Source organism: Methylomusa anaerophila (genome assembly GCF_003966895.1).
GTDB classification, from domain to species: domain Bacteria; phylum Bacillota; class Negativicutes; order Sporomusales; family Sporomusaceae; genus Methylomusa; species Methylomusa anaerophila.
The window spans coordinates 3,623,733-3,644,221 of sequence record NZ_AP018449.1 but is presented as its reverse complement, the minus strand read 5'-3'; the positions used below and the strand labels follow the sequence as shown (position 1 = coordinate 3,644,221).

General features: G+C 43.8%; 18 protein-coding genes. 9 read left to right on the top strand and 9 right to left on the bottom strand.

Features of this window, described 5'->3' with window-relative positions; translation table 11 throughout:
- The first annotated feature begins 259 nt into the window (after positions 1-259).
- The 7 genes from MAMMFC1_RS16335 (at position 260) to MAMMFC1_RS16305 (ending at position 7,178) form a co-directional block, all read left to right on the top strand.
- On the top strand, positions 260-1,039 hold the full coding sequence (locus MAMMFC1_RS16335) for an N-acetylmuramoyl-L-alanine amidase family protein (RefSeq protein WP_126309559.1): 780 nt from the start codon (positions 260-262) through the stop codon (positions 1,037-1,039).
- A 106-nt stretch (positions 1,040-1,145) separates the two neighbouring features.
- A complete protein-coding gene (gene pepF / locus MAMMFC1_RS16330) occupies positions 1,146-3,014 on the top strand; it encodes an oligoendopeptidase F (RefSeq protein ID WP_126309558.1) in 1,869 nt (622 codons plus the stop codon).
- Between the two features lie 143 nt (positions 3,015-3,157).
- Positions 3,158-3,454: a zinc-ribbon domain containing protein gene (locus MAMMFC1_RS16325; RefSeq protein WP_126309557.1), complete on the top strand. Its 297-nt coding sequence runs from the start codon at positions 3,158-3,160 to the stop codon at positions 3,452-3,454.
- Positions 3,455-3,786: 332 nt separating this feature from the next.
- Positions 3,787-4,743: a non-homologous end-joining DNA ligase gene (gene ligD, locus MAMMFC1_RS16320; RefSeq protein ID WP_126309556.1), complete on the top strand. Its 957-nt coding sequence runs from the start codon at positions 3,787-3,789 to the stop codon at positions 4,741-4,743.
- A gap of 90 nt (positions 4,744-4,833) precedes the next feature.
- The gene (gene ku / locus MAMMFC1_RS16315) at positions 4,834-5,673 is read left to right on the top strand and encodes a non-homologous end joining protein Ku (protein ID WP_126309555.1); all 840 of its coding nucleotides are present in this window, start codon (positions 4,834-4,836) and stop codon (positions 5,671-5,673) included.
- On the top strand, positions 5,663-6,601 hold the full coding sequence (gene ligD / locus MAMMFC1_RS16310) for a non-homologous end-joining DNA ligase (protein WP_232035482.1): 939 nt from the start codon (positions 5,663-5,665) through the stop codon (positions 6,599-6,601). Before ku ends, ligD (MAMMFC1_RS16310) begins: the two co-directional genes overlap by 11 nt.
- Before the next feature lie 397 nt (positions 6,602-6,998).
- Positions 6,999-7,178: a hypothetical protein gene (locus tag MAMMFC1_RS16305; protein ID WP_126309554.1), complete on the top strand. Its 180-nt coding sequence runs from the start codon at positions 6,999-7,001 to the stop codon at positions 7,176-7,178.
- Between the two features lie 19 nt (positions 7,179-7,197).
- Here MAMMFC1_RS16305 and pckA read toward each other — a convergent pair whose 3' ends face one another.
- The 4 genes from pckA to MAMMFC1_RS16285 all read right to left on the bottom strand — a co-directional run bounded on the left by pckA (position 7,198) and on the right by MAMMFC1_RS16285 (position 12,382).
- A complete protein-coding gene (gene pckA / locus MAMMFC1_RS16300; protein ID WP_126309553.1) occupies positions 7,198-8,775 on the bottom strand; it encodes a phosphoenolpyruvate carboxykinase (ATP) in 1,578 nt (525 codons plus the stop codon).
- A gap of 223 nt (positions 8,776-8,998) precedes the next feature.
- Positions 8,999-10,507: a threonine synthase gene (gene thrC / locus MAMMFC1_RS16295; protein ID WP_126309552.1), complete on the bottom strand. Its 1,509-nt coding sequence runs from the start codon at positions 10,505-10,507 to the stop codon at positions 8,999-9,001.
- Positions 10,504-11,202 (bottom strand): B3/B4 domain-containing protein, encoded by a 699-nt coding sequence (locus MAMMFC1_RS16290; protein ID WP_126309551.1) that lies wholly within the window; start codon positions 11,200-11,202, stop codon positions 10,504-10,506. Before MAMMFC1_RS16290 ends, thrC begins: the two co-directional genes overlap by 4 nt.
- Positions 11,203-11,311: 109 nt before the next feature.
- On the bottom strand, positions 11,312-12,382 hold the full coding sequence (locus MAMMFC1_RS16285; RefSeq protein WP_145987650.1) for a DUF362 domain-containing protein: 1,071 nt from the start codon (positions 12,380-12,382) through the stop codon (positions 11,312-11,314).
- Between the two features lie 311 nt (positions 12,383-12,693).
- Between MAMMFC1_RS16285 and nadE the strand changes: the two genes are divergently transcribed.
- Positions 12,694-14,598 carry an NAD(+) synthase gene (nadE, locus tag MAMMFC1_RS16280; RefSeq protein ID WP_126309549.1) on the top strand — a complete coding sequence of 635 codons (1,905 nt, stop codon included), beginning with the start codon at positions 12,694-12,696 and terminating at the stop codon, positions 14,596-14,598.
- A gap of 37 nt (positions 14,599-14,635) precedes the next feature.
- Here nadE and MAMMFC1_RS16275 read toward each other — a convergent pair whose 3' ends face one another.
- The 3 genes from MAMMFC1_RS16275 to MAMMFC1_RS16265 all read right to left on the bottom strand — a co-directional run bounded on the left by MAMMFC1_RS16275 (position 14,636) and on the right by MAMMFC1_RS16265 (position 17,406).
- Positions 14,636-15,001, bottom strand: a complete 366-nt coding sequence (locus MAMMFC1_RS16275) for a zinc ribbon domain-containing protein (protein WP_126309548.1) — start codon at positions 14,999-15,001, stop codon at positions 14,636-14,638.
- A gap of 47 nt (positions 15,002-15,048) precedes the next feature.
- Entirely contained in the window at positions 15,049-16,632 is a 1,584-nt protein-coding gene (locus MAMMFC1_RS16270) for a DUF6398 domain-containing protein (RefSeq protein WP_126309546.1), read from the bottom strand.
- A gap of 276 nt (positions 16,633-16,908) precedes the next feature.
- Positions 16,909-17,406, bottom strand: a complete 498-nt coding sequence (locus tag MAMMFC1_RS16265; RefSeq protein WP_158618798.1) for a GNAT family N-acetyltransferase — start codon at positions 17,404-17,406, stop codon at positions 16,909-16,911.
- Between the two features lie 334 nt (positions 17,407-17,740).
- Between MAMMFC1_RS16265 and MAMMFC1_RS16260 the strand changes: the two genes are divergently transcribed.
- On the top strand, positions 17,741-18,859 hold the full coding sequence (locus tag MAMMFC1_RS16260) for a zinc-dependent alcohol dehydrogenase (protein ID WP_126309542.1): 1,119 nt from the start codon (positions 17,741-17,743) through the stop codon (positions 18,857-18,859).
- A gap of 285 nt (positions 18,860-19,144) precedes the next feature.
- Here the strand turns inward: MAMMFC1_RS16260 and MAMMFC1_RS21595 are convergent, their stop codons facing one another.
- Both MAMMFC1_RS21595 and MAMMFC1_RS16255 read right to left on the bottom strand, forming a co-directional pair.
- The gene (locus tag MAMMFC1_RS21595; RefSeq protein ID WP_158618797.1) at positions 19,145-19,309 is read right to left on the bottom strand and encodes a hypothetical protein; all 165 of its coding nucleotides are present in this window, start codon (positions 19,307-19,309) and stop codon (positions 19,145-19,147) included.
- 65 nt (positions 19,310-19,374) lie between these two features.
- Positions 19,375-20,013, bottom strand: coding sequence for an HD-GYP domain-containing protein (locus MAMMFC1_RS16255; RefSeq protein WP_126309540.1), 639 nt, complete (start codon positions 20,011-20,013; stop codon positions 19,375-19,377).
- Positions 20,014-20,489 lie beyond the last annotated feature (476 nt).

Below are 20,489 nucleotides of genomic sequence, written 5' to 3'. Positions count from 1 at the left end.
CATTCACCTCTACAGGCACGACAAAAGGCCCTATGCAACGGTGCATCCACGCATTTTGGACCAGCCTCCCTAAATTAAGGGTTGCGTGTTTTACCCTCTGATTAACCGGAATAACTTATTATCTCATCTATTAATTCCCGTCTGCTTTGAAATTATCCTGCCCGGGAAGGTTTGCAACTCTTTCACCGCCCGCCTGACTGCAGCATAAAATGAATCAAGGTAAACTATATCGCTGATGCATTCAGGGAAGGTGATTATTATGCGAATCATAATAGACGGGCATTATTTGCCGGGTAATGTCCGAGTCAGCCGTGACCTTTTAATTACTCTGAAAAATGTTGCGAAAAACCTTAAATGGGGAATTCGTTACGACGCTACCAGAGAGCTGGTGTTAATTAATTCCAAGGATTCCAGCGTACCGCCTCTGCCTGTGGATAAACCAAATGAAGAGCGGGTTGAAGAAAGCGCCCGTTTAGCCAACAAAGTATTTTGCCTTGATCCGGGACACGGGGGAAGCGACCCCGGGTCGCTAGGACCTGCCGGTACTGCCGAAAAAGATCATACCCTGGCGATTGCCCTTCTCCTCAGAGATAAGCTGGAGAAAAATGGCGCCACTGTTATCATGACCCGCGACAGCGATAAAGACGTTGCTTATCCTGATGCAATCCCGGACGAAGAACTCCGGGTCAGAGTTAGTGCTGCCAACGATGCCGAAGCGGATCTGTTTATCAGCATCCACAACGATTCTTTTACCAGTAAAACTGCTGTCGGCACAACTACATTTCACTATGGAGACCGGGAATCAGTACAGTTGGCAAAACTAGTGCAGGAATGTATAGGAAATCGTCTCGGCACAAAAGACCGGGGCTCCCGGTTTGCCAGCTTTTATACACTCCGTTATACCGATATGCCTGCAATATTGGTTGAAGTAGCATTCATCTCAAACCCGGTGGAAGAAATGTTATTGTCAAGCACTGACGGCCGGGAAAACGCTGCCGACAGCATTTGCGAGGGGATAATGAAGTATTATAAAGTATAGAAAACTCCAACTTGCGGGCACAATATACAGGAATTATACCAAATCATGCTAATATATTACTAAAGTATACCGAAATTATCTAAAAAAAGGAAGTGTTATTACACTCATGACAACTACAATCTTGCACGCCGCCAAAACCGGCCCACAACATAAAACTAACGCCGACAGCAGTCAATCCGGCGCCGACCTGCCCGCCCGTACCGATATTCCTAAAAAGTATCAATGGCGCATTGAAGATATTTACAGCAATGAAGAAGCCTGGAAAAGTGATTTGAATAAAGTTAAAGCATCTCTGGAAAAAATATCCGGCTATAAAGGCGCTTTATCCGAATCAGCCGGAACGCTGTTAGCTTGCTTAAAACTACGGGACGAATTAAGTATTATAGCAAGCAAGCTACATGCATATTCACGGCTGCAGCGGGATGAAAATACCGCTGACCCCAAATACCAGGGAATGGTCGGAAAAATTGAAAGTCTCCTGGCTGAACTTGGTGGAACAACGGCATTTATCGAACCGGAAATCCTATCCCTTGCCGATGATGTCTTATCCTTTTATCGTAAAAATGAAACAGGACTGACGGAATACAGCTTCTATTTCGATAATTTGGCCAGACAGAAAAAGCACGTTTTATCTCCGGCCGAGGAAGAGTTGCTTTCCCGTTCGTCGGAAGTAACCCAAGCGCCGGAAAACATTTTTAATATGCTCGCTCACGCGGACATGGTTTTTCCTGAGATCAAAGACGAAGAAAATAACCCTGTCCGCCTCAGTGAAGGCAGATACCGCAAATTCATCATGTCATCCGATCGCCGCGTGCGGCAGGATGCATTCACCGGTTTATTAGGCGAATACAATCACTACCGGAATACTTTTGCCGCTACCTTGTCCGCCAATGTGAAAACCAACTTCTTCTATGCAAAAGCAAGAAAATATAATTCAACCCTGGAGTCGGCCTTGCATGGCGACAATATCCCAATCGAAGTATATGACAATTTAATCAAAACAGTTAACCAGAACCTGGAGCCGCTCCATCGTTACGTATCTTTGAAAAAGAAAGCACTCGGTCTGGATGAAATAAATATGTATGATCTGTACGCCCCGCTGGTTCCGGACGTCAAATTCAAAGTTTCTTATACCGATGGCCTGAAACTTGTTAAAGAAGGCCTTGCTCCTCTTGGTCCGGAATATATCGCTATCCTTAATGAAGGGCTTGCTTCCGGCTGGATTGACGTTTATGAAAACAAAGGCAAACAGACCGGCGCTTACTGTTGGGGTGTTTACAGCGTCCACCCTTTTGTTCTTCTAAACTATCATGACCGTCTGGAAGACGTCAGCACCCTGGCGCATGAGATGGGTCACGCGCTACACAGCTATTACAGTCAGTCCAATCAACCTTATGCAACGTCACAATATACTATCTTCACCGCTGAGGTTGCATCGACTACCAATGAGATCTTGCTCAATGATTACCTGATTAAAACCATAGACGACAAGCAGAAAAAACTTTATCTTATTAATCAGTATCTGGAACTGGTCAGGGCAACCGTCTACCGCCAAACCTTGTTCGCCGAATTCGAAAAAGTCATCTATCAACAAGTTGAGGCTGGAGAAACCTTAACCGCCGACATCCTCGATGACTTGTGGCGCAATCTTAACACCAAATATTACGGTCCTAACATAGTGGTTGATGACCAAATCAAAATTGAGTGGGCGCGCATTCCTCATTTCTATTGGCATTTTTATGTGTATCAGTATGTAACCGGCTATGCCGCAGCAACTGCATTGGCGGAAAAAATGCTTGCCCAGGATGATTCCGCGCAGGCAAAATATTTGAACTTCCTAAAAAGCGGCGGAGCAGATTATCCTCTCAATATTCTTCAGCAGGCGGGAGTGAATATGGCAGAGCCATATCCGGTTGAATTAACATTACGTAAATTCTTAACTGCTTTAGATCAACTGGAAAAATTACTTGGATAATCTTGACAATAAATCAGCGACAGGGTTATAGTGTAGTAAATGACGGTAAATAATTGCTTTGGGATGGCTCGCAGTCTTAAAATCCTCTAACCAACCGGCCGGCAATTGATTTGCGTCAATTATTTCTAGGAGGTTGGTTATTAATGGACTATCAAGACAAAGAATTATCTTGCAAGGAATGCGGGGCAAGTTTTATTTTTACCGCATCCGAGCAAGCTTTTTTCGCCGAAAAAGGTTTTCAAAATGCCCCGTCCCGCTGCCCCGAATGTCGCGCCGCCAGAAAGCGCCAAAGTGGCGGCCGCGTGAGCGCAGTACCGCACCAGCAGCGTGAAATGTACGAAACAACCTGCAGTGCTTGCGGAATTACCACCCAGGTTCCCTTTAAACCTACCACCGGCAGACCTGTATATTGCCGGGATTGTTTCAAAGCAAACAGGTAATCCAGGCAGACCTCCATGCCAATATATTGGGCGCCACAGGGAAGAACGTTTTACCGCAGAGGCGCAGAGGGATTAATTATTTATGTTTTTCAACGCTCTTCCTTATCCTTTCTCTGTGTCCCTCTGTGTCCCTCTGTGTCCTCGGTGTCTCTGTGGTTCCGGTTCCTTTGTCTTATGACGTTTTAGTTTTTTCAGGCCAAATCATGGGCCTGTTTTTATTTTTCCCTCATATTTCCCAAGTGGTCTGTAAACCCTAATTCTATAGCAGACCACTGGTCACGCAAAGATACTATTACTGAATCACCTTTTTAATTAAGGAATGAGGAAAACATGTGCTGATCTTTAAACCGATGCTGGCCAAAGCCGGTTCTCTGCCGGAAGAACAGGCAGACTACGGGTATGAGATTAAATGGGATGGTCTAAGGGCGATATGTTATATAAAAGACAATCAGGCCACTGTCATGAGTCGTAACAATAAAGATATTACTGCTCAATATCCGGAACTTCACAGGTTGGGAATATCAATGAATAATCGAAAGCTTGTTTTAGATGGCGAAATTATTGCCTATAATAACCAAGGGCTTCCTTCTTTTTCCGATCTCCAACACCGAATGGGCTTGTCGGATGCTAAGGCAATTGAAGCTAAAATGCAGGAAATACCTGTACAATACATCATTTTTGATATATTGCTCTTCAATAACCGGTCTTGCCTTGATTTAATGTATACGGAGCGACGCAAACTACTGGCAGAACTGGAGCTAAACGGTCCTTCCTGGCAAACTCCGGACTACAAAACCGGCGACGGCAATACCATCCTTGCCGCCAGCAGACAACTTGGTTTAGAAGGGATTATTGCCAAGCGTCTTGACAGTCCTTATCAGCCCGGCAAAAGAACGGGAGCTTGGATTAAAATCAAGAATCAGCGGCGCCAGGAACTTGTGATCGGCGGTTGGGTACCCGGTCAAGGAAATCGCCACGGCCAAATCGGAGCACTGCTAATAGGATACTATGACCAATCCAACCGGTTTATTTACGCCGGTAAAGCCGGAACAGGCTTTACCCGCAACACCCTTGACAGATTGTCCCGCCTGCTTAAGCCCCACGAACAAGACATGAACCCCTTTTCCACCGACCCGCGGGTCCCAAACGCAGTATACGTAACACCCCTGTTTGTCGGCGAATTTGAGTTTACAGAATGGACACCCAATGGTACTTTACGCCATCCTGCCTTTAAAGGCCTCCGAACCGATATTGAGCCACACCAAGTAACCCGCGAACCAACCCAATAGTCACTATTGTCTATCCGCTCAGCTATCAAGTGTCACGAACTGCTTAAAAATCGTTAGATACCGAATATTTGCCGCGAGGAGATGATGTACATGCCTAGACCTGTGTGGAGCGGGGCTATCAGCTTTGGCCTTGTGAATATCCCGGTAAAATTGTATAATGCTGTAAAAAAGAAAACCATTCATTTTAATCAGTTAAGAAAATCCGACGGTTGCCGCATTAACTTGAAAAAAGTTTGTTCTACCGATGGAGCAGAAGTTCCCAATGAAAATATCGTAAAGGGCTATGAAATTTCACCAGACCGTTATGTTGTCGTTTCCAGTGAAGAACTTGAGACTATACAACCTAAGAATGCCAAAACCATTGCTATTGAAGATTTCGTCAGTCTTAGCGAAATTGATCCCATGTATTTTGACAATTCATACTATATGACCCCGGATAAAGGGTCGGCTAAAGCCTACGCTCTCTTGCTAAAGGCTATGCAGAAAACAGGAAAAGTGGCTATAGCCAAAGTTGTGATCCGCAACAAACAATACCTGACTGCAATCCGGCCGTCAGGACAAGCCCTCTCATTGTCTACCATGCATTTTGCGGATGAACTTATATCTCTCGCCCAGTTGGAAGAATTGCCGGATACAGGCGTTGAACCGGACAAGCGTGAACTAGCCATGGCTGAACAGTTGATTGAGTCCCTTTCAGCCGCCTTTAAGCCGGAAAAATATCATGATGAATACTACGAACAAGTCATAAAAATGATTGAACAAAAAGCGGAAGGCCAAACTATCGCCGTTCAGCCGGAAGTAAAAGAAGGAGCAAAAGTGATCGACTTAATGGCTGCCCTGGAAGCGAGTATCTCCGCCATCAAAAAAAATCCGGATAAAGCAGGCAAAACAGTCGTAAGCTCCGGGAGGAAAAAATCCCGTGCCCAATAATATTTCGGATAAAACAACGATTGAAGTTGCGGGGAAAAAGTTGAAGCTTGCCAACTTGAACAAGGTTTTCTATCCCCTTACCGGCTTCACCAAAGGGCAAATGCTGGATTATTATATCCGTATAGCACCGGTCCTTTTGCCCCACCTTGCTAACAGGCCCTTAACATTCAAACGTTACCCCAACGGCGTGACAGGCAAATTTTTTTATCAAAAAGATTGTCCCGTACACCGTCCGGAGTGGGTAAAAACCATCCCGGTATGGAGCGAAGGAAACCGGAAATACATTAACTATTGTAATGCCGCTGATCTGTCGACTTTAATATGGGCAGCCAACTTAGCCGTCTTGGAGCTTCACACCTCCCTTTCCCTCGCACCCGAAATCGCCAGTCCGTCTCTCTTAGTGTTTGATTTAGACCCCGGTCCCCCGGCAACCATTGTCGATTGTGCCCAGGTAGCTCTGTGGCTAAAGGAAATGCTGGCCAAGCAGGATCTCAAAAGTTTCCCCAAAACCTCCGGCGCCAAAGGATTGCAGGTATACGTTCCACTCAATACACCCCTAAGCTACGACCACACCAAAAGCTATGCCCGCTTACTGGCTAACCGTTTACAGGAGCAATACCCCCAAAAAGTTGTTGCCAATATGAAAAAAAAACTGCGAAGCGGGAAAGTTTTCATTGACTGGAGTCAAAACGATGAACATAAAACCACTGTTTGTGTATATTCATTAAGAGCCGGAGAATTGGCCACTGTATCCACCCCGGTAACATGGGAAGAGGTTGAGGCCGCCTGGCATGAGAATAATCCTAATTCACTTGTTTTTGAAGCTCAGCAGGTTTTGGACCGAGTCAAATCGCGGGGAGATTTGTTTGGTCCGTTACTTGGCTTAAAACAAAACCTTCCGGCCACAAACCAATTGGGCAAAAGCTAACAATGAAACGTGAAACGAAACTATCACTTCTACAAGTGGGTTAGCCGTAAATTAAAATAGTAACGAAAAAAATTGAGCTGCCCTAGAGTCTTGACCATGTTATATTTTAGTTTTAGGGCGAGACAAAATGGCAAAGGACAAGGAAGACCCGACGACGCATACTGGAAGGGGTCTGCTAGGAGGGGCTGACGCCGCCATTTGCCATTTTGTCCGTCATCAAACTAAAAAGATAATGTGGTCAAGACACTAGAGTTTAAAGCAGCTCAATTTTATGCGCCTTATCATCCTTTTTCAATTCAAGTAATATGTCATGGTACAAATCGTTATTTTACATATTTTTACATGTATTCTCAATTATACTTAACATATAAGCTTATAACTGCGGCGAGGTGATTTCATGTCTTTAACGGCCAAAGAAAAACAAAGAATCTATGATGAAGAGCTGGAACGTTCCCTTGCCCGGAAGAAAATTCGGGCCAAAGTGAAAAATACGAAAAAATCACCACAACTGATAGACTGGATTATTATCATCGGAGTGCTATTCATGCTGTTCATCGCCTTTGGCGGCGGAAAGTAATAAATATATCAACAACTATTTAAGCTTTAGGTCCGGCGTCAATAATCTTCAACGGCATATTTTCATATTTACTAAAGTTTTTGATAAAAAGTCGGGCCAATTCTTGCGCCTGACGGTCATAAGCATCCTTGTCGGGCCAAGTATTGCGCGGCGTCAGGACATCCGTTGGTACCCCGGGACAAGAAGTGGGTACATAAACATTAAATACCGGGTCAAGTTCGTATTCTACATCATCCAGTCGCCCTTCAATAGCGGCAGTAACCATGGCCCGGGTACGGAGCAGACTCATGCGGGAACCGGTGCCGTACGGGCCGCCGGACCAGCCGGTGTTAATTAAAAACACATTGGTATTGTACCGTTCCAGTTTTTCTCCCAGTAACTCCGCGTACTTCAGGGGCGATAAAGGCAGGAACGGTGATCCGAAACAAGCGGAAAAGGTGGCCTCAGGCGCGGTTATTCCTCTTTCGGTACCGGCTAGTTTGCTGGTATAACCCGATAGAAAATGGTACATAGCCTGCTCTTTGGTAAGTTTGGCAATCGGCGGCAATACACCCAAGGCATCGGCAGTCAAAAATACAATGGTTGTGGGATGTCCGGCTACACCCGGAATCAATGCATTGGGAATATAATCCACAGGGTATGCCGCGCGGGTATTCTCAGTAATTTTCTCACAATCAAAATCAACCACACGCGAATGAGAGTCCATAACCACATTTTCAAGGACCGCGCCAAAACGGATGGCTTCCCATATCTGAGGTTCGGTTTCGTAACTGAGGCGGATGCACTTTGCATAACAGCCGCCCTCAATGTTAAATATTCCGTCATCACTCCAGCCATGTTCGTCGTCACCGATTAACCGGCGGCTGGAGTCTGCAGATAAAGTAGTTTTTCCGGTACCGCTTAGCCCGAAGAAAAGCGCGGTATCTCCGTACTGACCCACATTAGCGGCACAATGCATGGGCAAGATACCTTCCTGCGGCAAAATATAATTCATTACGGAAAAAATTGATTTTTTCATTTCTCCCGCATAGCCGGTACCACCAATAAGGATGGTGCCCGCTTCAAAATTAAGAATGATGAATGCCTCGGAGTTGGTCCCGTCGATCGCCGGTGATGCCTTAAAGCCCGGCATGCATATTACTTTAAAGTCAGGAATCAGATTCTGCCCGCTGGCCTGAGGACGAATAAACAGTTGATGAGCAAATAAATTCTGCCAGGCAAATTCATTAATAAAACGGACAATGACGCGATTCTTCCGATCAGCCCCGGCAAACCCGTCAAATACGAATAAATTCCGGTTTTGCATGTAAGCCATCATTCGATTATATAAATGATAATACCTATCGGTACCAAAAGGTTTGTTGCCGGTCCAGTCAATTTCATTATGGATTGCCGGTGAGTCAACAATAAATTTATCATTGGGGGACCTGCCGGTATATTTGCCGGTAGTTACTCGCAAAGCACCGGTGAAAGTCGTTAATCCTTCACCTCTTGACAACGCAAATTCCACTAATTCACTAGGTGTCAGGTTATAGTGAATATTATCCAATCCTTCTCCTTCAAAAATACGAATGGCGTCGGCCGGGATCACATTCATTACATAATTCCTCCATCTGTTTAGAATCGCGTTATCATTTTAGTTGTCATTATATCACAGGAGTTGTGTATACAAAAGAAACAATTAGTCAGTAATTTAACGCAAATACAATTTTTTTATAATATATTTTTACATATATTGAGTAAAAAATTCTAAACAAAATGAATAAGACTTGGTATTCCTGCCAAGTCTTATTGACTATGATTATATTTAATAATAATTACTATTTTTTTAACCCAGCGAGAGCATCTCTGACAGCCAAATACATTTTATCCTTATCACAGGTATATTTATGCAGTACTTTCAGATGCTCCAGTTCACTTAGCGCCCGCGGCACCTTCCATCCCGTTAAAGAAGCAAGCATAGCCAGCAAACCAAATTCCGCCTGCTCTGATAAGCTCTTACTTGCGGATAAAGCGGCTAAAACCGTCGCGTTAAATTTAAATGGACTTGCGGTAGAAACGATAATATTCGGTATGCCGTCCCCTGTCTCAAGCCGGTAATTATCAGCAATTCTCCAGGCGACCGCCGTATGCGGATCTAATACGTAATTAAAATCATTAAATACCTGCCTGATGGTTTCAGTTGTTTCCGTGTCATCCACATAACCGGCAAAGAATATTTCTTTTATTTTAGTGAAATATTCTGCTTCAATTTGATACATTCCGGTAGACCTTAGTTGTTCCATCCAACCCTGAACCTTTGCGGAGTCGGCTGCCGATATGTGAAACAACAGTCTTTCCAAATTACTGGATATCAGTATGTCCATGGAAGGGGAGTAGGTTTTGTGGAACGGCCGGTTCCGGTTATAAGTGCCTGTATTGATAAATTCCGTCAATACATTATTACTATTGGAAGCACAAATGAGACGGTTTATGGGTAAGCCCATCAATTTTGCATAATATCCTGCCAGTATATTGCCAAAATTACCGGTAGGGACCACGAAATTTACCGGCTGTCCCCAAGAAACGTGCTGTTCGCGCACCAAATCACAGTAAGCACTGAAGTAATAAATTATTTGGGGTACGAGTCTTCCCCAGTTGATAGAATTCGCTGACGAAAGTTTATAGTCATGCTCCAAGAGTTCATAGTTGAAGGCAGGATCGTTAAATATTTCCTTCACACCAGTCTGAGTATCATCAAAATTCCCGCGAACAGCGATTACAGATAAATTGCCTCCTTGCTGGGTGACCATCTGCAACCGTTGAATCTGGCTAACGCCGTGCTCAGGATAAAATACGATAACCTTAATTCGTTCAACATCCTTAAATCCGTCCAGAGCTGCTTTGCCTGTATCGCCGGAAGTCGCTACCAAAATAACAATTTCAGCCTGTTCGCCGATTTTGGTCAGAGCCTTGGACAGTAAATGCGGTAAAAGCTGCAGAGCCATATCCTTAAAAGCACTAGTAGGACCATGCCATAGTTCGAGCATGTGGGTATTATTGCCGACAGTAACAACAGGCGCTACAGCCGGGGAATCAAATTTTTCAAGATTGTAGGCAGCCGTAACGCACTCGACCAAGTCTTCATAACTATAATCAGACAAAAACAGGCTAAGAATTTTGACTGCCCGTTCTTGATAAGACAAAGGAAGTAAACCGCCTATGCCCTGGAGATTTATCGTCGGCAACTCTCCAGGCACATAAAGTCCCCCGTCAGGAGCAATGCCAGCGGCAATAGCGGCGGCCGATTCTATTTCACCAATAGCACCGCGAGTGCTGATGTATTTCATTGCCCAGTCCCCTCTCTAATCCCTTCATAAACTGAGGCAAAACCTTTCGCTGTCACTGAACCTTTATTATAGCATAGGAACATTTCCGCCGCAAAATCCAGCATTGAACTTAATTCTGCCGTATTGACAGCTTCATCAGCATAAATCACGCACAACAGATTTCTCGTCGTTAATGTAACTGCCGTCCGCTGACAATCGGAAGTAGGATTGCCAAATACGCCAAGCTGGTCGGTTAAAAAAGGTTTGCCGTCAGTATTTACCAGATTGCCGGCAATATTGGTATATGTTCCTTCACTAACCCTTTGATATAGGATATCGCCGTTGATTCGATCCATATCATATAGACCAAAAGGTAACATGTATTTAATGGAGCAATAATTATTTACGTCAACCGCACTATTAACGTAATATAATCCCTTATTTTGGAGAACCCGCCGCACGAGCGCCTCAGATGCCGGGCGATACCGTGAAGGGTCAAAATCCAACTTTTTATACATATTGCGAACGGCCATGATGCGGGGAAGTTTAGGGAGAATTTCAAGGTTGTAAGCCTCGGCAACTTCAGACTGCAGCTTTAAAAATTCCTGGCTTAAGGCTGGCGGGGTACCGCGGACAACAACATCCTTTATATGTAGATACCCCAGATGGCAGTTGGGCACAACCTGGCTTATGCTCTCATCTATTACTATTTTCATTATTACCCGCCTTCCATAATGCACAGTGCTTGACTTTCCATCTTAGCGAACAATAGTACATATCTTAGCATTTGTAGCCTCGACCAGATTATTGAGTGATAAGATAATTCTAATCTAATGTAATTAATTCATATTCCATTGAACCCATGCCGATTTTGGCCGCATGCTCAATTTGGATCATGGCATTATGATGGGAGTAGGACATCGCCGCCAACGTTCTGCCATTAGTTTGGGCGGTCAAATTCAGCGTCGCCATATCAATAGCAACCGGATCGGAAGAAGCCAGGATTCCGATATCCGGAATCAGTTTGGACTGCTCAACGTCAAAACAATCACAGTCTTTGGTCATATCGATCATTACATTAAAATAGAAAGACTTACCTGCTTTATCTTTAACCGCGCCGTAAGCATGTTCCGCCATACTACGCTGCATATACCCTGATTCGATGTCCCAGTCATACTTTACGGCATCAAACCGGCAGACTGCCAAACACTCGCCACAGCCAATGCATTTATGACTAAGGATGTAAGCTTTTCCATCTTGTTCAACAATAGCGTTCTCCGGGCACCACTTTAGACACTTCCGGCAGAATTGACAGGTTTCAGTGATGATTTCCGGCAGCATTGCGGAGTGTTGCCGCATTTTACCCAGCCGGCTGGCTAATCCCATTCCCAGGTTTTTTAGGCAAGCGCCAAGACCGGCAGCAATATGTCCGGTAGGATGGGAAACAACCAGCAAAGCGTCGGCACTAACCACTTCCCTGGCTACTTTAACTTTCTCATGCAGTTGGCCGTTGATTTCCACCTCATATTCAGTATTGCCGGCAAGGCCATCGGCCGGAATAAAGGGCGCGCCGACTCTTTCAATACCAAATCCGTGTTTATGCGCATGCAGGATATGCTTAACCGCATTCTCCCGTTCCCCTTTATACAAGGTGGAAGTTTCAGTCAAAAAAGGCTGTCCGCCTAACCCTTTGGCCCTGTCTACCAATTTTTTAATAAGTTCCGGTTTCACATGCGTTGTGTTCTTTCGCTCACCTACATGAAGCTTTATGGCGACAAAATCATTTTTGCCTATGACCCCGCCAGCACCTGATTCGTCAAATAATTTCGCCATAACTTCCGCCTGTTGGGAAACCGGCAGTGCATCAGCGACAGGAATAAAGTATACTTTGGCCATCACAAAAATCCCTCCAAATATACTTAATATACTCAAATTTATCACAGTATATAATTGATTCCTCTATTTGTCAACCGTCAAATGTGAATAATGGCAAGGGTGCGGTGATTTTTAATGAGTCTTTTACAATCGACTATTTTCATGGTCTATCAGGAAAAAATCTGCAAATAATAAAGGACAAGCACTTATAGACAGCGAATATTGCGATATACTGTTTTTTTCCACATTTATAAGGGAAAACTCTCTAATTCTGCCAACACGATGATAAATACCTATCTTTCCCATATTCCTGCTGAATGAGGTGAACTTTTTTGTTGAAAATTGCGCTTGGGCAGATGGATGTCATTCCCGGCAGACCCGACCTAAATACGAAAAAAATGCTGGACATGATTCATCAAGCCCGCACACAGCAAGCAGATATAATTGTTTTCCCCGAGATGGCAATTCCAGGCTACCTGATTGGTGATATGTGGGAACAGCAGTCATTTATCAGAGATTGCGAAGCCTTTGGACAAGATATCATCGCCGCAGCTGCCGGAATATGCGTTATTTTTGGCAATGTCGCCGTTGACTGGGAAAAACGCGGCGACGACGGGCGCCCCAGAAAATACAACGCCTGTTTTGTGGCCCAAAACGGGAAGCTTGTCCCGGATCACCGGTTTCCTTATCCGTTTCGAATCAAAACGCTCCATCCCAATTACCGGGAATTTGACGACACCCGGCATTTTTACAGCCTCCGCAAGCTGGCGCTTGATCTTAAACAAGATACCGAAAGCCTGCTCTTGCCGGTTACGATAAAAGTATCCGGCAAAGAATACCATTTAGGCTGTATTATTTGTGAGGACGGCTGGAATGACGATTATACCGTGGATCCCATTGCGGCTTTAGCTGCCAACGGACCTGTTGACTTATATATAAATATTTCCAGTTCTCCTTTTACATTAGGAAAAAACAATAAACGCAACCGGGTATTTTCCAGCCAGGCCCGGGATACCGCAACCCCGCTGATATACGTAAATACTGTGGGGGGGCAGAATAACGGCAAAACCGTTTATACTTTCGATGGCTTCAGTACGGTATATAACTGCGCCGGCGAGATCATCACTTATTGTCCCCCCTTCCGCGAAAAACTTGAATATATTGAACTTGACCCGGAAAATGGCGGCCTAAATCACATCCCGGTCGCGGCTGCCGATGACAACAATATTTCCAGTATGTACCAGGCTATTAGTTATGGTATTAACAAATTTTTATCTACAATTAATATGAAAAAGGTTGTAATCGGGGCTTCGGGCGGAATCGACTCTGCTGTCAGCGCAGCGTTGTATGCAAAAATATTGGGGCCGGAAAATGTACTGCTGGTCAATATGCCCAGTAAATATAATTCTCAAACCACTAAGGATCTGGCAGCACAGCTTGCTGCCAATCTTAGATGTTTGTATACGGTTATTCCCATCCAGGAAGCCGTTGACCTTACCATATCCCAGATCAGCCAAACAGCGGTGGTCTGCCCGGCAAATAAAAAAACACACCATCTTAACATTACTCCCTTCATCACGGAAAATATTCAGGCCCGGGACCGTTCATCCAGATTGCTGGCAGGTATAGCAGCCACGTTTGGTGGTGGGTTCACTTGTAATGCCAACAAAAGTGAGCTTACAGTCGGCTACTCCACTTTATACGGAGATCAAGCAGGGTTTCTCGCGACTCTTGCCGACTTATGGAAGCACCAGGTCTACCAATTGGCCGGTTATCTTAATAGCTGCATTTACGAAGAGGAAGTAATTCCGCAGGCAACTATTGATATCGTCCCCAGTGCCGAACTTTCTCCCGATCAAGCCGTAGATGAAGGTAAAGGAGATCCTATTATTTATCCGTATCATGATTATCTGTTCAGATCTTTTATAGAATACTGGCATAAAGCCACCCCGGAAGATATTCTCACTTGGTATCAGGAAGGCAGTCTGGAAGAAAAACTGGGTTGCGAAGCCGGAATAGTCTCCCGTTTGTTCCCTTCCCCCAAGGAGTTTATCACCGATTTGGAACGGTGGTGGAATCTCTACGCCGGCATGGGACTTGCCAAACGAATACAATCGCCGCCGGTTTTAGCCGTGAGCCGCCGGGCATACGGCTTTGACCATAGAGAAGCCCAGAACGGCAGCTACTATACCCGCGCCTATAATAATCTTAAAGCAAAAATATTATCCACCTGCTAATGGCAGGTGGATAATATTTTGCGAATTCACAACAGCCTCATCTGCGTCTCAAGAAAAGGAACCACACAATGCTGCCGGCAATTGCCAAGAGAAAGAGTAACGGCAAGGCCACGAAGAACACCACGCCGAATACGAAGATAAGGAAAGCAAGAATAGTAAGTTTGCCCAGCAGTCCGGTTAACCCAAAGTTAAGATTAATCTGTCGCACATGAATACGATGGCTAGGGCTTTCTTCACGGTATTCATAATATTTGCCGCTCTTAGTCTTCTCTTCTTCGATAGTAAGGCCGTCAAAATTGTCTCGTTCCCGCTTGGACAAGGGCTTTACCTCGGATCCCATGCGGCAATGGGGACAAACTTCATTTTGTTCATCAAGGTCGGCGCCACAGCTACTGCATCGCATTCATTTCACCTTCTAACCTTCTATCGTATATAGATGTAATACTAATACTACGAGCTATACAGCAAATGTATTAGGCCTTCTTCGCTCAAATAGCGGGGATCGAACGGTTTCAATTCAAGAATATCGGCAATCCTGTTCCGGTTTTGGCTGACACCGGACTTACTCACTCCCAGTTCCTCAGCCAGAATATCAAGGGAAACCCCGGCCTCGGAAGAATTAATTTGCGAATACGCGTAGATTACCGCAGCCGCCCATACCTCGGGCTTGCGAACAGTAACACAGGTAAGCTGACTAAAATCATCCCACAATTGTTGCGCCAGCATAACGTCATGATGTGAATACGATAATTTTGGCATAAATCCAGCGATTACCTGCGACACCGCAAGGTTGGGTCTGCATTTTTCTTCAATCTTGGGAAAAGTATGTTCAATATGGGTATAGGGGGTGACATTGACTTTGGCCCAAGTAGCCAGCAAATCGATTGTATGCCGTATGGCATTGGCATGACGTTCTAAAAACTCACTCCAGCTGGCTCCTGGCTTTTGAATATCAAATATGGCTTTTTGGCGGGCAATTTCCTCTTTTATACGCCGGCGAAGATTAGTGCTGATTTCTACACTCGTGATGAAATTGATCATTACCAGTTCCTGTTCACGTTCTTGAAAGAAGATATGTCCGAAGAACAACATTTTTTTGCTCACTTTGTAATCAAAGTTCGGGTTGGGCAAACGAAATCTTTCGTCCGTCAACAAGTTAACGCACTCCACCCAATCCTGATTAATAATACTTTCAATATAAAATACGGTAAACCGGGCACTCATAAGTTCGGACAGGATTTTGCGTTCCTCGGTGGAAAGCCTGTCAGCGTAAGCTTCTTTGAACTTATTGAGCGGGGTAAGATCATTAGCTAACAAATGATAATCAAATAAAAAATAATCCCAGAAACCTAACCAAAAGTCATCGTCGTTTTCTTCATCCCGGTCGGGTATCTGCACCATTGGGCCGAGATACAGCATAAGCGCCCGGTCAAAATCGTCAACAAAACCATCCTGTTGAAAATAAGAACTGAATTTTAGCATAAGGCGTTCAACCGCCTCACCCACAATCCGCCCAATTTCTTCAGGTACAATCAATCGATTCCTGGCGAATTTATTGTTAATGTCATCGTCAAGCTGCTCCAAATGCTCAGCCGAATCGTAAAATCTTAATTTTTTACCGCCGGTCATATATTCCGCCGCTTTTTTCAATTCACCGGAATCGGTAAGCATTTTGCGGCCGGCGAGAAATAAATAAAAATCCTGAAGTACTTCAAAAAAATGCCGTACTGTTTTTATGTCCGCCTTGAATCCCTCAATCTGGACGATCATCCATTCTATCGCCAAACTATATTCGGATACGCCAATATCCTCAATATCACTGTCGCCAGAGTAAGACATATATAGAATAAACATCTGCAAGTTTCTCCAGATATCCCGTAACGACTCATCCTGAACCCCTTGCCAGGCCTTTTGGCGAAGAAATCCTTCAACCCATTCCCGTTTAAGCACTGCCGGGCATTCTAATTCCTGTTCGAAAAACAAGTGAACCTCATCATATACATTCTTTATTTCATCAGGGTTATTGTTAGTCATCAATTATGAAAACTCCTTTATTAATGAACCTAGTGAAAAGTTCGTGAAAAGTTCGTGAAAAGCTTATAAAAAGCTTGTAAAAAGCTTGTGAAAACCTAGTGAAATAATTATAACATGTTTGCCAGTAGCGGACCAGTGGACCGTCAAGTTAAAAGGCTGGGTTCATTATAATATATATGTCGCCTTAAAGAATTGACCATCCGGGTGTTAGGATAAGCTGAGGGATATAATTTCAATTCTTTAAGGCGTTCCTTATAGACTATAGAAAGGTAATATTCACACAAAAAATATTTCCATGGGAACAAACCGTACACCATATTTTTCTTGCTCACATTTAGTCGGGCAAAAACCAAGCCGCTTATAGGCCTCTACCGCGTAAGGCGAAGAGTTGACAGTACAAATATTTACTTTCAAACCGGTTGCCCGTAACTTGTCCAGTGACAGTTGAAATAAAGTCTTAGCTACTCCAAGACGGTGATAATTTCCGTCTGTGAATAAGAGAGCGACATGACAAGCTCTCTTCATCTCAATTACACCGACTATCTTTTTATCGCCGTTACCCATATTCCCCAGATTTTCAGCAAGCAAAATAAAACTTAGATCTTCCTGTAATCGCTGCAAAATGCGCTCTGGCTGAACATATTTATAGAACTCACAAACCCCTTGTTGCGAAAAGCCGGGGGCAACAAACTGATCAAATACTGCTTTCACCATGTCGGAGACCTGTTGAATTTCATCCGGCCTCATTTCACGGTATTTTAAATCTGCCACCATTAAGATTAGGCCTCCATTCATAAAGTAAGTAAAGTGATTTATATTTAATTTTGATTTTATTCCTATATGCAACTGAAATCAACAAAAAATCCTCGCTTTGTGTTATCTAAATTTAACTGGAAGCGGCATAGACGGAATGGTAAAATGATACTGTGACGTCAAAGTCGTAAAATGTTGCAATTTGGCAAATAACGGCCCTTACAGGAATCTCGGTTGAATAGTGAAGTTGTGGGCCAGATTTACCACTCGGGCAAGTGTGATCTACCCATCTGCAAGGGACAATGTACCTGCCCCTCCGTACCAGAAATACTATTGAGAAAGGAAGTTATGCCCTATGAAAACAAAAGTGCTTTTGGTAAAAGCTGATGAAGACCCTATGAAAGGAGTTGAAAACCCCAAGCCCAATCAGATTTATAAAAACACTCAGATTTCTATTGAAGAGAGATGTTTGGGATTAGTGAATCCTGATGAAATAAGGGTTGAAATGCTTTATGTCGGTATTTGCGGCACCGATGTGCATTTAACGACAAACAATCCGGAAACTGGATATATATGCTGCACTGCCCCCCTTTCCATTCCGAAAGAAGGACGCATAATCGGGCATGAAGGAGTAGGGAAGGTTTTGGAAGTCGGGGCAAATGTTAAAAATATAAAACCCGATATGTACGTAACCTTTGAATCAATCCTCGTCTGCAATACTTGTGATGTATGCAGGAAAGGCCATTTCAACCAATGCCGCAATGCGCTGTTGTTAGGGCTGGAAAAGGATGGGTTGCTGGGCACGGTTGTGGATGTGCCGGCTAAACTAGCTCATAATATCACTGATTATGTAAAAAACGAACAGGACTTAATCGCAGTCGCATGTGTTGAACCCGCAGGAGTAGCATATGTCGCTTGTGAAAATGCCATGGTTAAAGGCGGCGACGTTGTTGTTGTTTTTGGCGGCGGACCAATTGGAGCGTTTTCGGCAATCCTGAGTAAGATAGCCTTTGGCGCCTCAGAAGTATATCTTGTTGAGCCGCTTAAATACCGCAGAGATTTTGCCAGAAAATGGGCAGACAGAGTGTATGATATCGAGGAATTTTTTGAAATATGCCCGCCCAGTGTTGACGTGGTGATTGAATCGTCGGGAAATCTGGATAATGTAAAAAAAATATTTCATAAGATTAATGCCAATGGACATGTTGTCCTTCTCGCAAGAAGCGGCAATCCTCTTTCCATAACCGATGTAGATTATATGATCACCAATGAAATCAATCTAAAAGGATCCCGCGGGCATCTATGCGGAGCATTTAGCAGTATTCTGAATTTGTACAAAGCCGGCCGGCTTGACCTGGGTGAAGTAGTAACCACTGTTGTGGATGGACTGGAAGAAGTAAATGCGCTGTTGGAAAATAGTGAAGAAATCCAAACGAATAATTGCAAAGTAATTGTAAATCTTACAAAAAAGTGAACTCGTTTAGCTTCTGCTAAACTTCGGGGCTTCGGTGGGGGACTCTACCCCCACCGAAGTTTGGAAGTGGTAACACCCACTTATAGAAGTGGGTGTCTTCGAAATTGGCTAAAGCCGTATATAAGCCATTTGACGGCAATTATATAAAATCGTATTATAAATTAAAACAGCATACTCCCATAAAATTAGCCAGCATCCCGCTTGCGTAAATGCTGGCTCTCTTTGTTTTCTTGTTAATAATGCGCCGAAAGTTTCCTTATAAATATATAATAAATATAAAGTTAATTATTTCGGCAAATTCCCTGATTTACAACGGCAACTTTCAGCAGATTCATGACACGAGTTACTGCCGCAATTACAAACATCCTTGCCGTTAATAGCCCGCCAAACCAGATAAACCATGTATCCGAGTGCGGCTGCACCGATTCCACCTAAAACTACCGTTTCCATTTCAGGCCTCCTCCAAATATTTGTTATGCGTAGAACCAATATACTTGCCTGTTCTAAGTTTCTCCTCAAAAACCAACCGTGATCTCTTGGATCTCTTGGCATAAACCAGTTCCACCCGCCAGTAGTTTCCCTTTCGCAGCCAGGGTGATTAAAGCATCAACAACATCCGGATCAAACTGACTGCCCCGGCAGCGCCGCATCTCGTTCATTGTCACGTTAAAACTAAGCGCCGGGCGGTAGGTCCGGGTACTGGTCATGGCATCAAAAGCGTCCGCAACAGCCACGATCCTAGCGCCCAGTGATATCTTTTCACCGGACAGTCTGTCAGGGTAACCGTTGCCGTCAAACCGCTCATGGTGATGGCGCACGATATCGGCAACAGACTGAAGAACCTGGACCTTGCCGACAATCTTATCCCCAATTTCGGGATGCTGACGGATCAGGGCGAATTCTGCTTCCGTCAACTTGCCGGATTTATTAAGAATCATATCGGGAACACCGATTTTGCCGACATCATGCAAGTGGGCACCGATATGGATTCTTGTCTGTTCCGCAAGCGACAAACCCATTCCTGTCGCTAATAACAGGGAAAGTTCGGCTACCCGCTCCGAATGGCCGCACATAAACGGGTTTTTGGCATCCAGCGCCGTAGTTAGCGCCTCTACAATCTCGTGTAAATCTTCCTGTGTAAAACAGTTCAACATAAATTTCTCCCTGTATTCAGTCACAGTTTACTTGGTTTATTTATTAACCGGGTATCAGGATCATAAACAGATGGATAAAAGCCTGCAAATGCACGCCCCCCTTTGATAATATCTTTCACCCCCTGTCTTATATTTAATTAGTAGTAATACTCATTCTCATTAATTTGATAAAATAAAAAACTTTGCCCCGCAAAGATATAAAAGGCTTTAAATGATAACAATTATCATTTAAAGAATAACATACTCTTCCACCAGTGTCAATACGTTAAATAATTTTTAATAATTTTATAAGCAAAATTTAAACTTTATAAACAAGGAAAATTTATCTTTTTGGACAAACATATATATTGAAATTGATAAAATTTGTTAACAATGTAAAAATTATAATTGCTATAATTTACATTATATTATAAGGATATAATTACAAGCATTATAAAAATAAAAATATCCTTCAGGTAATTTTGCATTTATTTACT

What these genes read in the sequence shown, in the direction of transcription:
- MAMMFC1_RS16325 (WP_126309557.1), top strand. Translation starts at nt 3,158, where the DNA reads ATGGACTATCAAGACAAAGAATTATCTTGCAAGGAATGCGGGGCAAGT.
- thrC (WP_126309552.1), bottom strand. Translation starts at nt 10,507, where the DNA reads ATGAAATACATCAGCACTCGCGGTGCTATTGGTGAAATAGAATCGGCC.
- MAMMFC1_RS16335 (WP_126309559.1), top strand. Translation starts at nt 260, where the DNA reads ATGCGAATCATAATAGACGGGCATTATTTGCCGGGTAATGTCCGAGTC.
- MAMMFC1_RS16270 (WP_126309546.1), bottom strand. Translation starts at nt 16,632, where the DNA reads ATGACTAACAATAACCCTGATGAAATAAAGAATGTATATGATGAGGTT.
- MAMMFC1_RS16260 (WP_126309542.1), top strand. Translation starts at nt 17,741, where the DNA reads ATGAAAACAAAAGTGCTTTTGGTAAAAGCTGATGAAGACCCTATGAAA.
- MAMMFC1_RS16305 (WP_126309554.1), top strand. Translation starts at nt 6,999, where the DNA reads ATGTCTTTAACGGCCAAAGAAAAACAAAGAATCTATGATGAAGAGCTG.
- ku (WP_126309555.1), top strand. Translation starts at nt 4,834, where the DNA reads ATGCCTAGACCTGTGTGGAGCGGGGCTATCAGCTTTGGCCTTGTGAAT.
- MAMMFC1_RS16275 (WP_126309548.1), bottom strand. Translation starts at nt 15,001, where the DNA reads ATGCGATGCAGTAGCTGTGGCGCCGACCTTGATGAACAAAATGAAGTT.
- pepF (WP_126309558.1), top strand. Translation starts at nt 1,146, where the DNA reads ATGACAACTACAATCTTGCACGCCGCCAAAACCGGCCCACAACATAAA.
- MAMMFC1_RS16265 (WP_158618798.1), bottom strand. Translation starts at nt 17,406, where the DNA reads ATGGTGGCAGATTTAAAATACCGTGAAATGAGGCCGGATGAAATTCAA.
- MAMMFC1_RS16290 (WP_126309551.1), bottom strand. Translation starts at nt 11,202, where the DNA reads ATGAAAATAGTAATAGATGAGAGCATAAGCCAGGTTGTGCCCAACTGC.
- MAMMFC1_RS16285 (WP_145987650.1), bottom strand. Translation starts at nt 12,382, where the DNA reads ATGGCCAAAGTATACTTTATTCCTGTCGCTGATGCACTGCCGGTTTCC.
- pckA (WP_126309553.1), bottom strand. Translation starts at nt 8,775, where the DNA reads ATGAATGTGATCCCGGCCGACGCCATTCGTATTTTTGAAGGAGAAGGA.
- MAMMFC1_RS21595 (WP_158618797.1), bottom strand. Translation starts at nt 19,309, where the DNA reads ATGGAAACGGTAGTTTTAGGTGGAATCGGTGCAGCCGCACTCGGATAC.
- MAMMFC1_RS16255 (WP_126309540.1), bottom strand. Translation starts at nt 20,013, where the DNA reads ATGTTGAACTGTTTTACACAGGAAGATTTACACGAGATTGTAGAGGCG.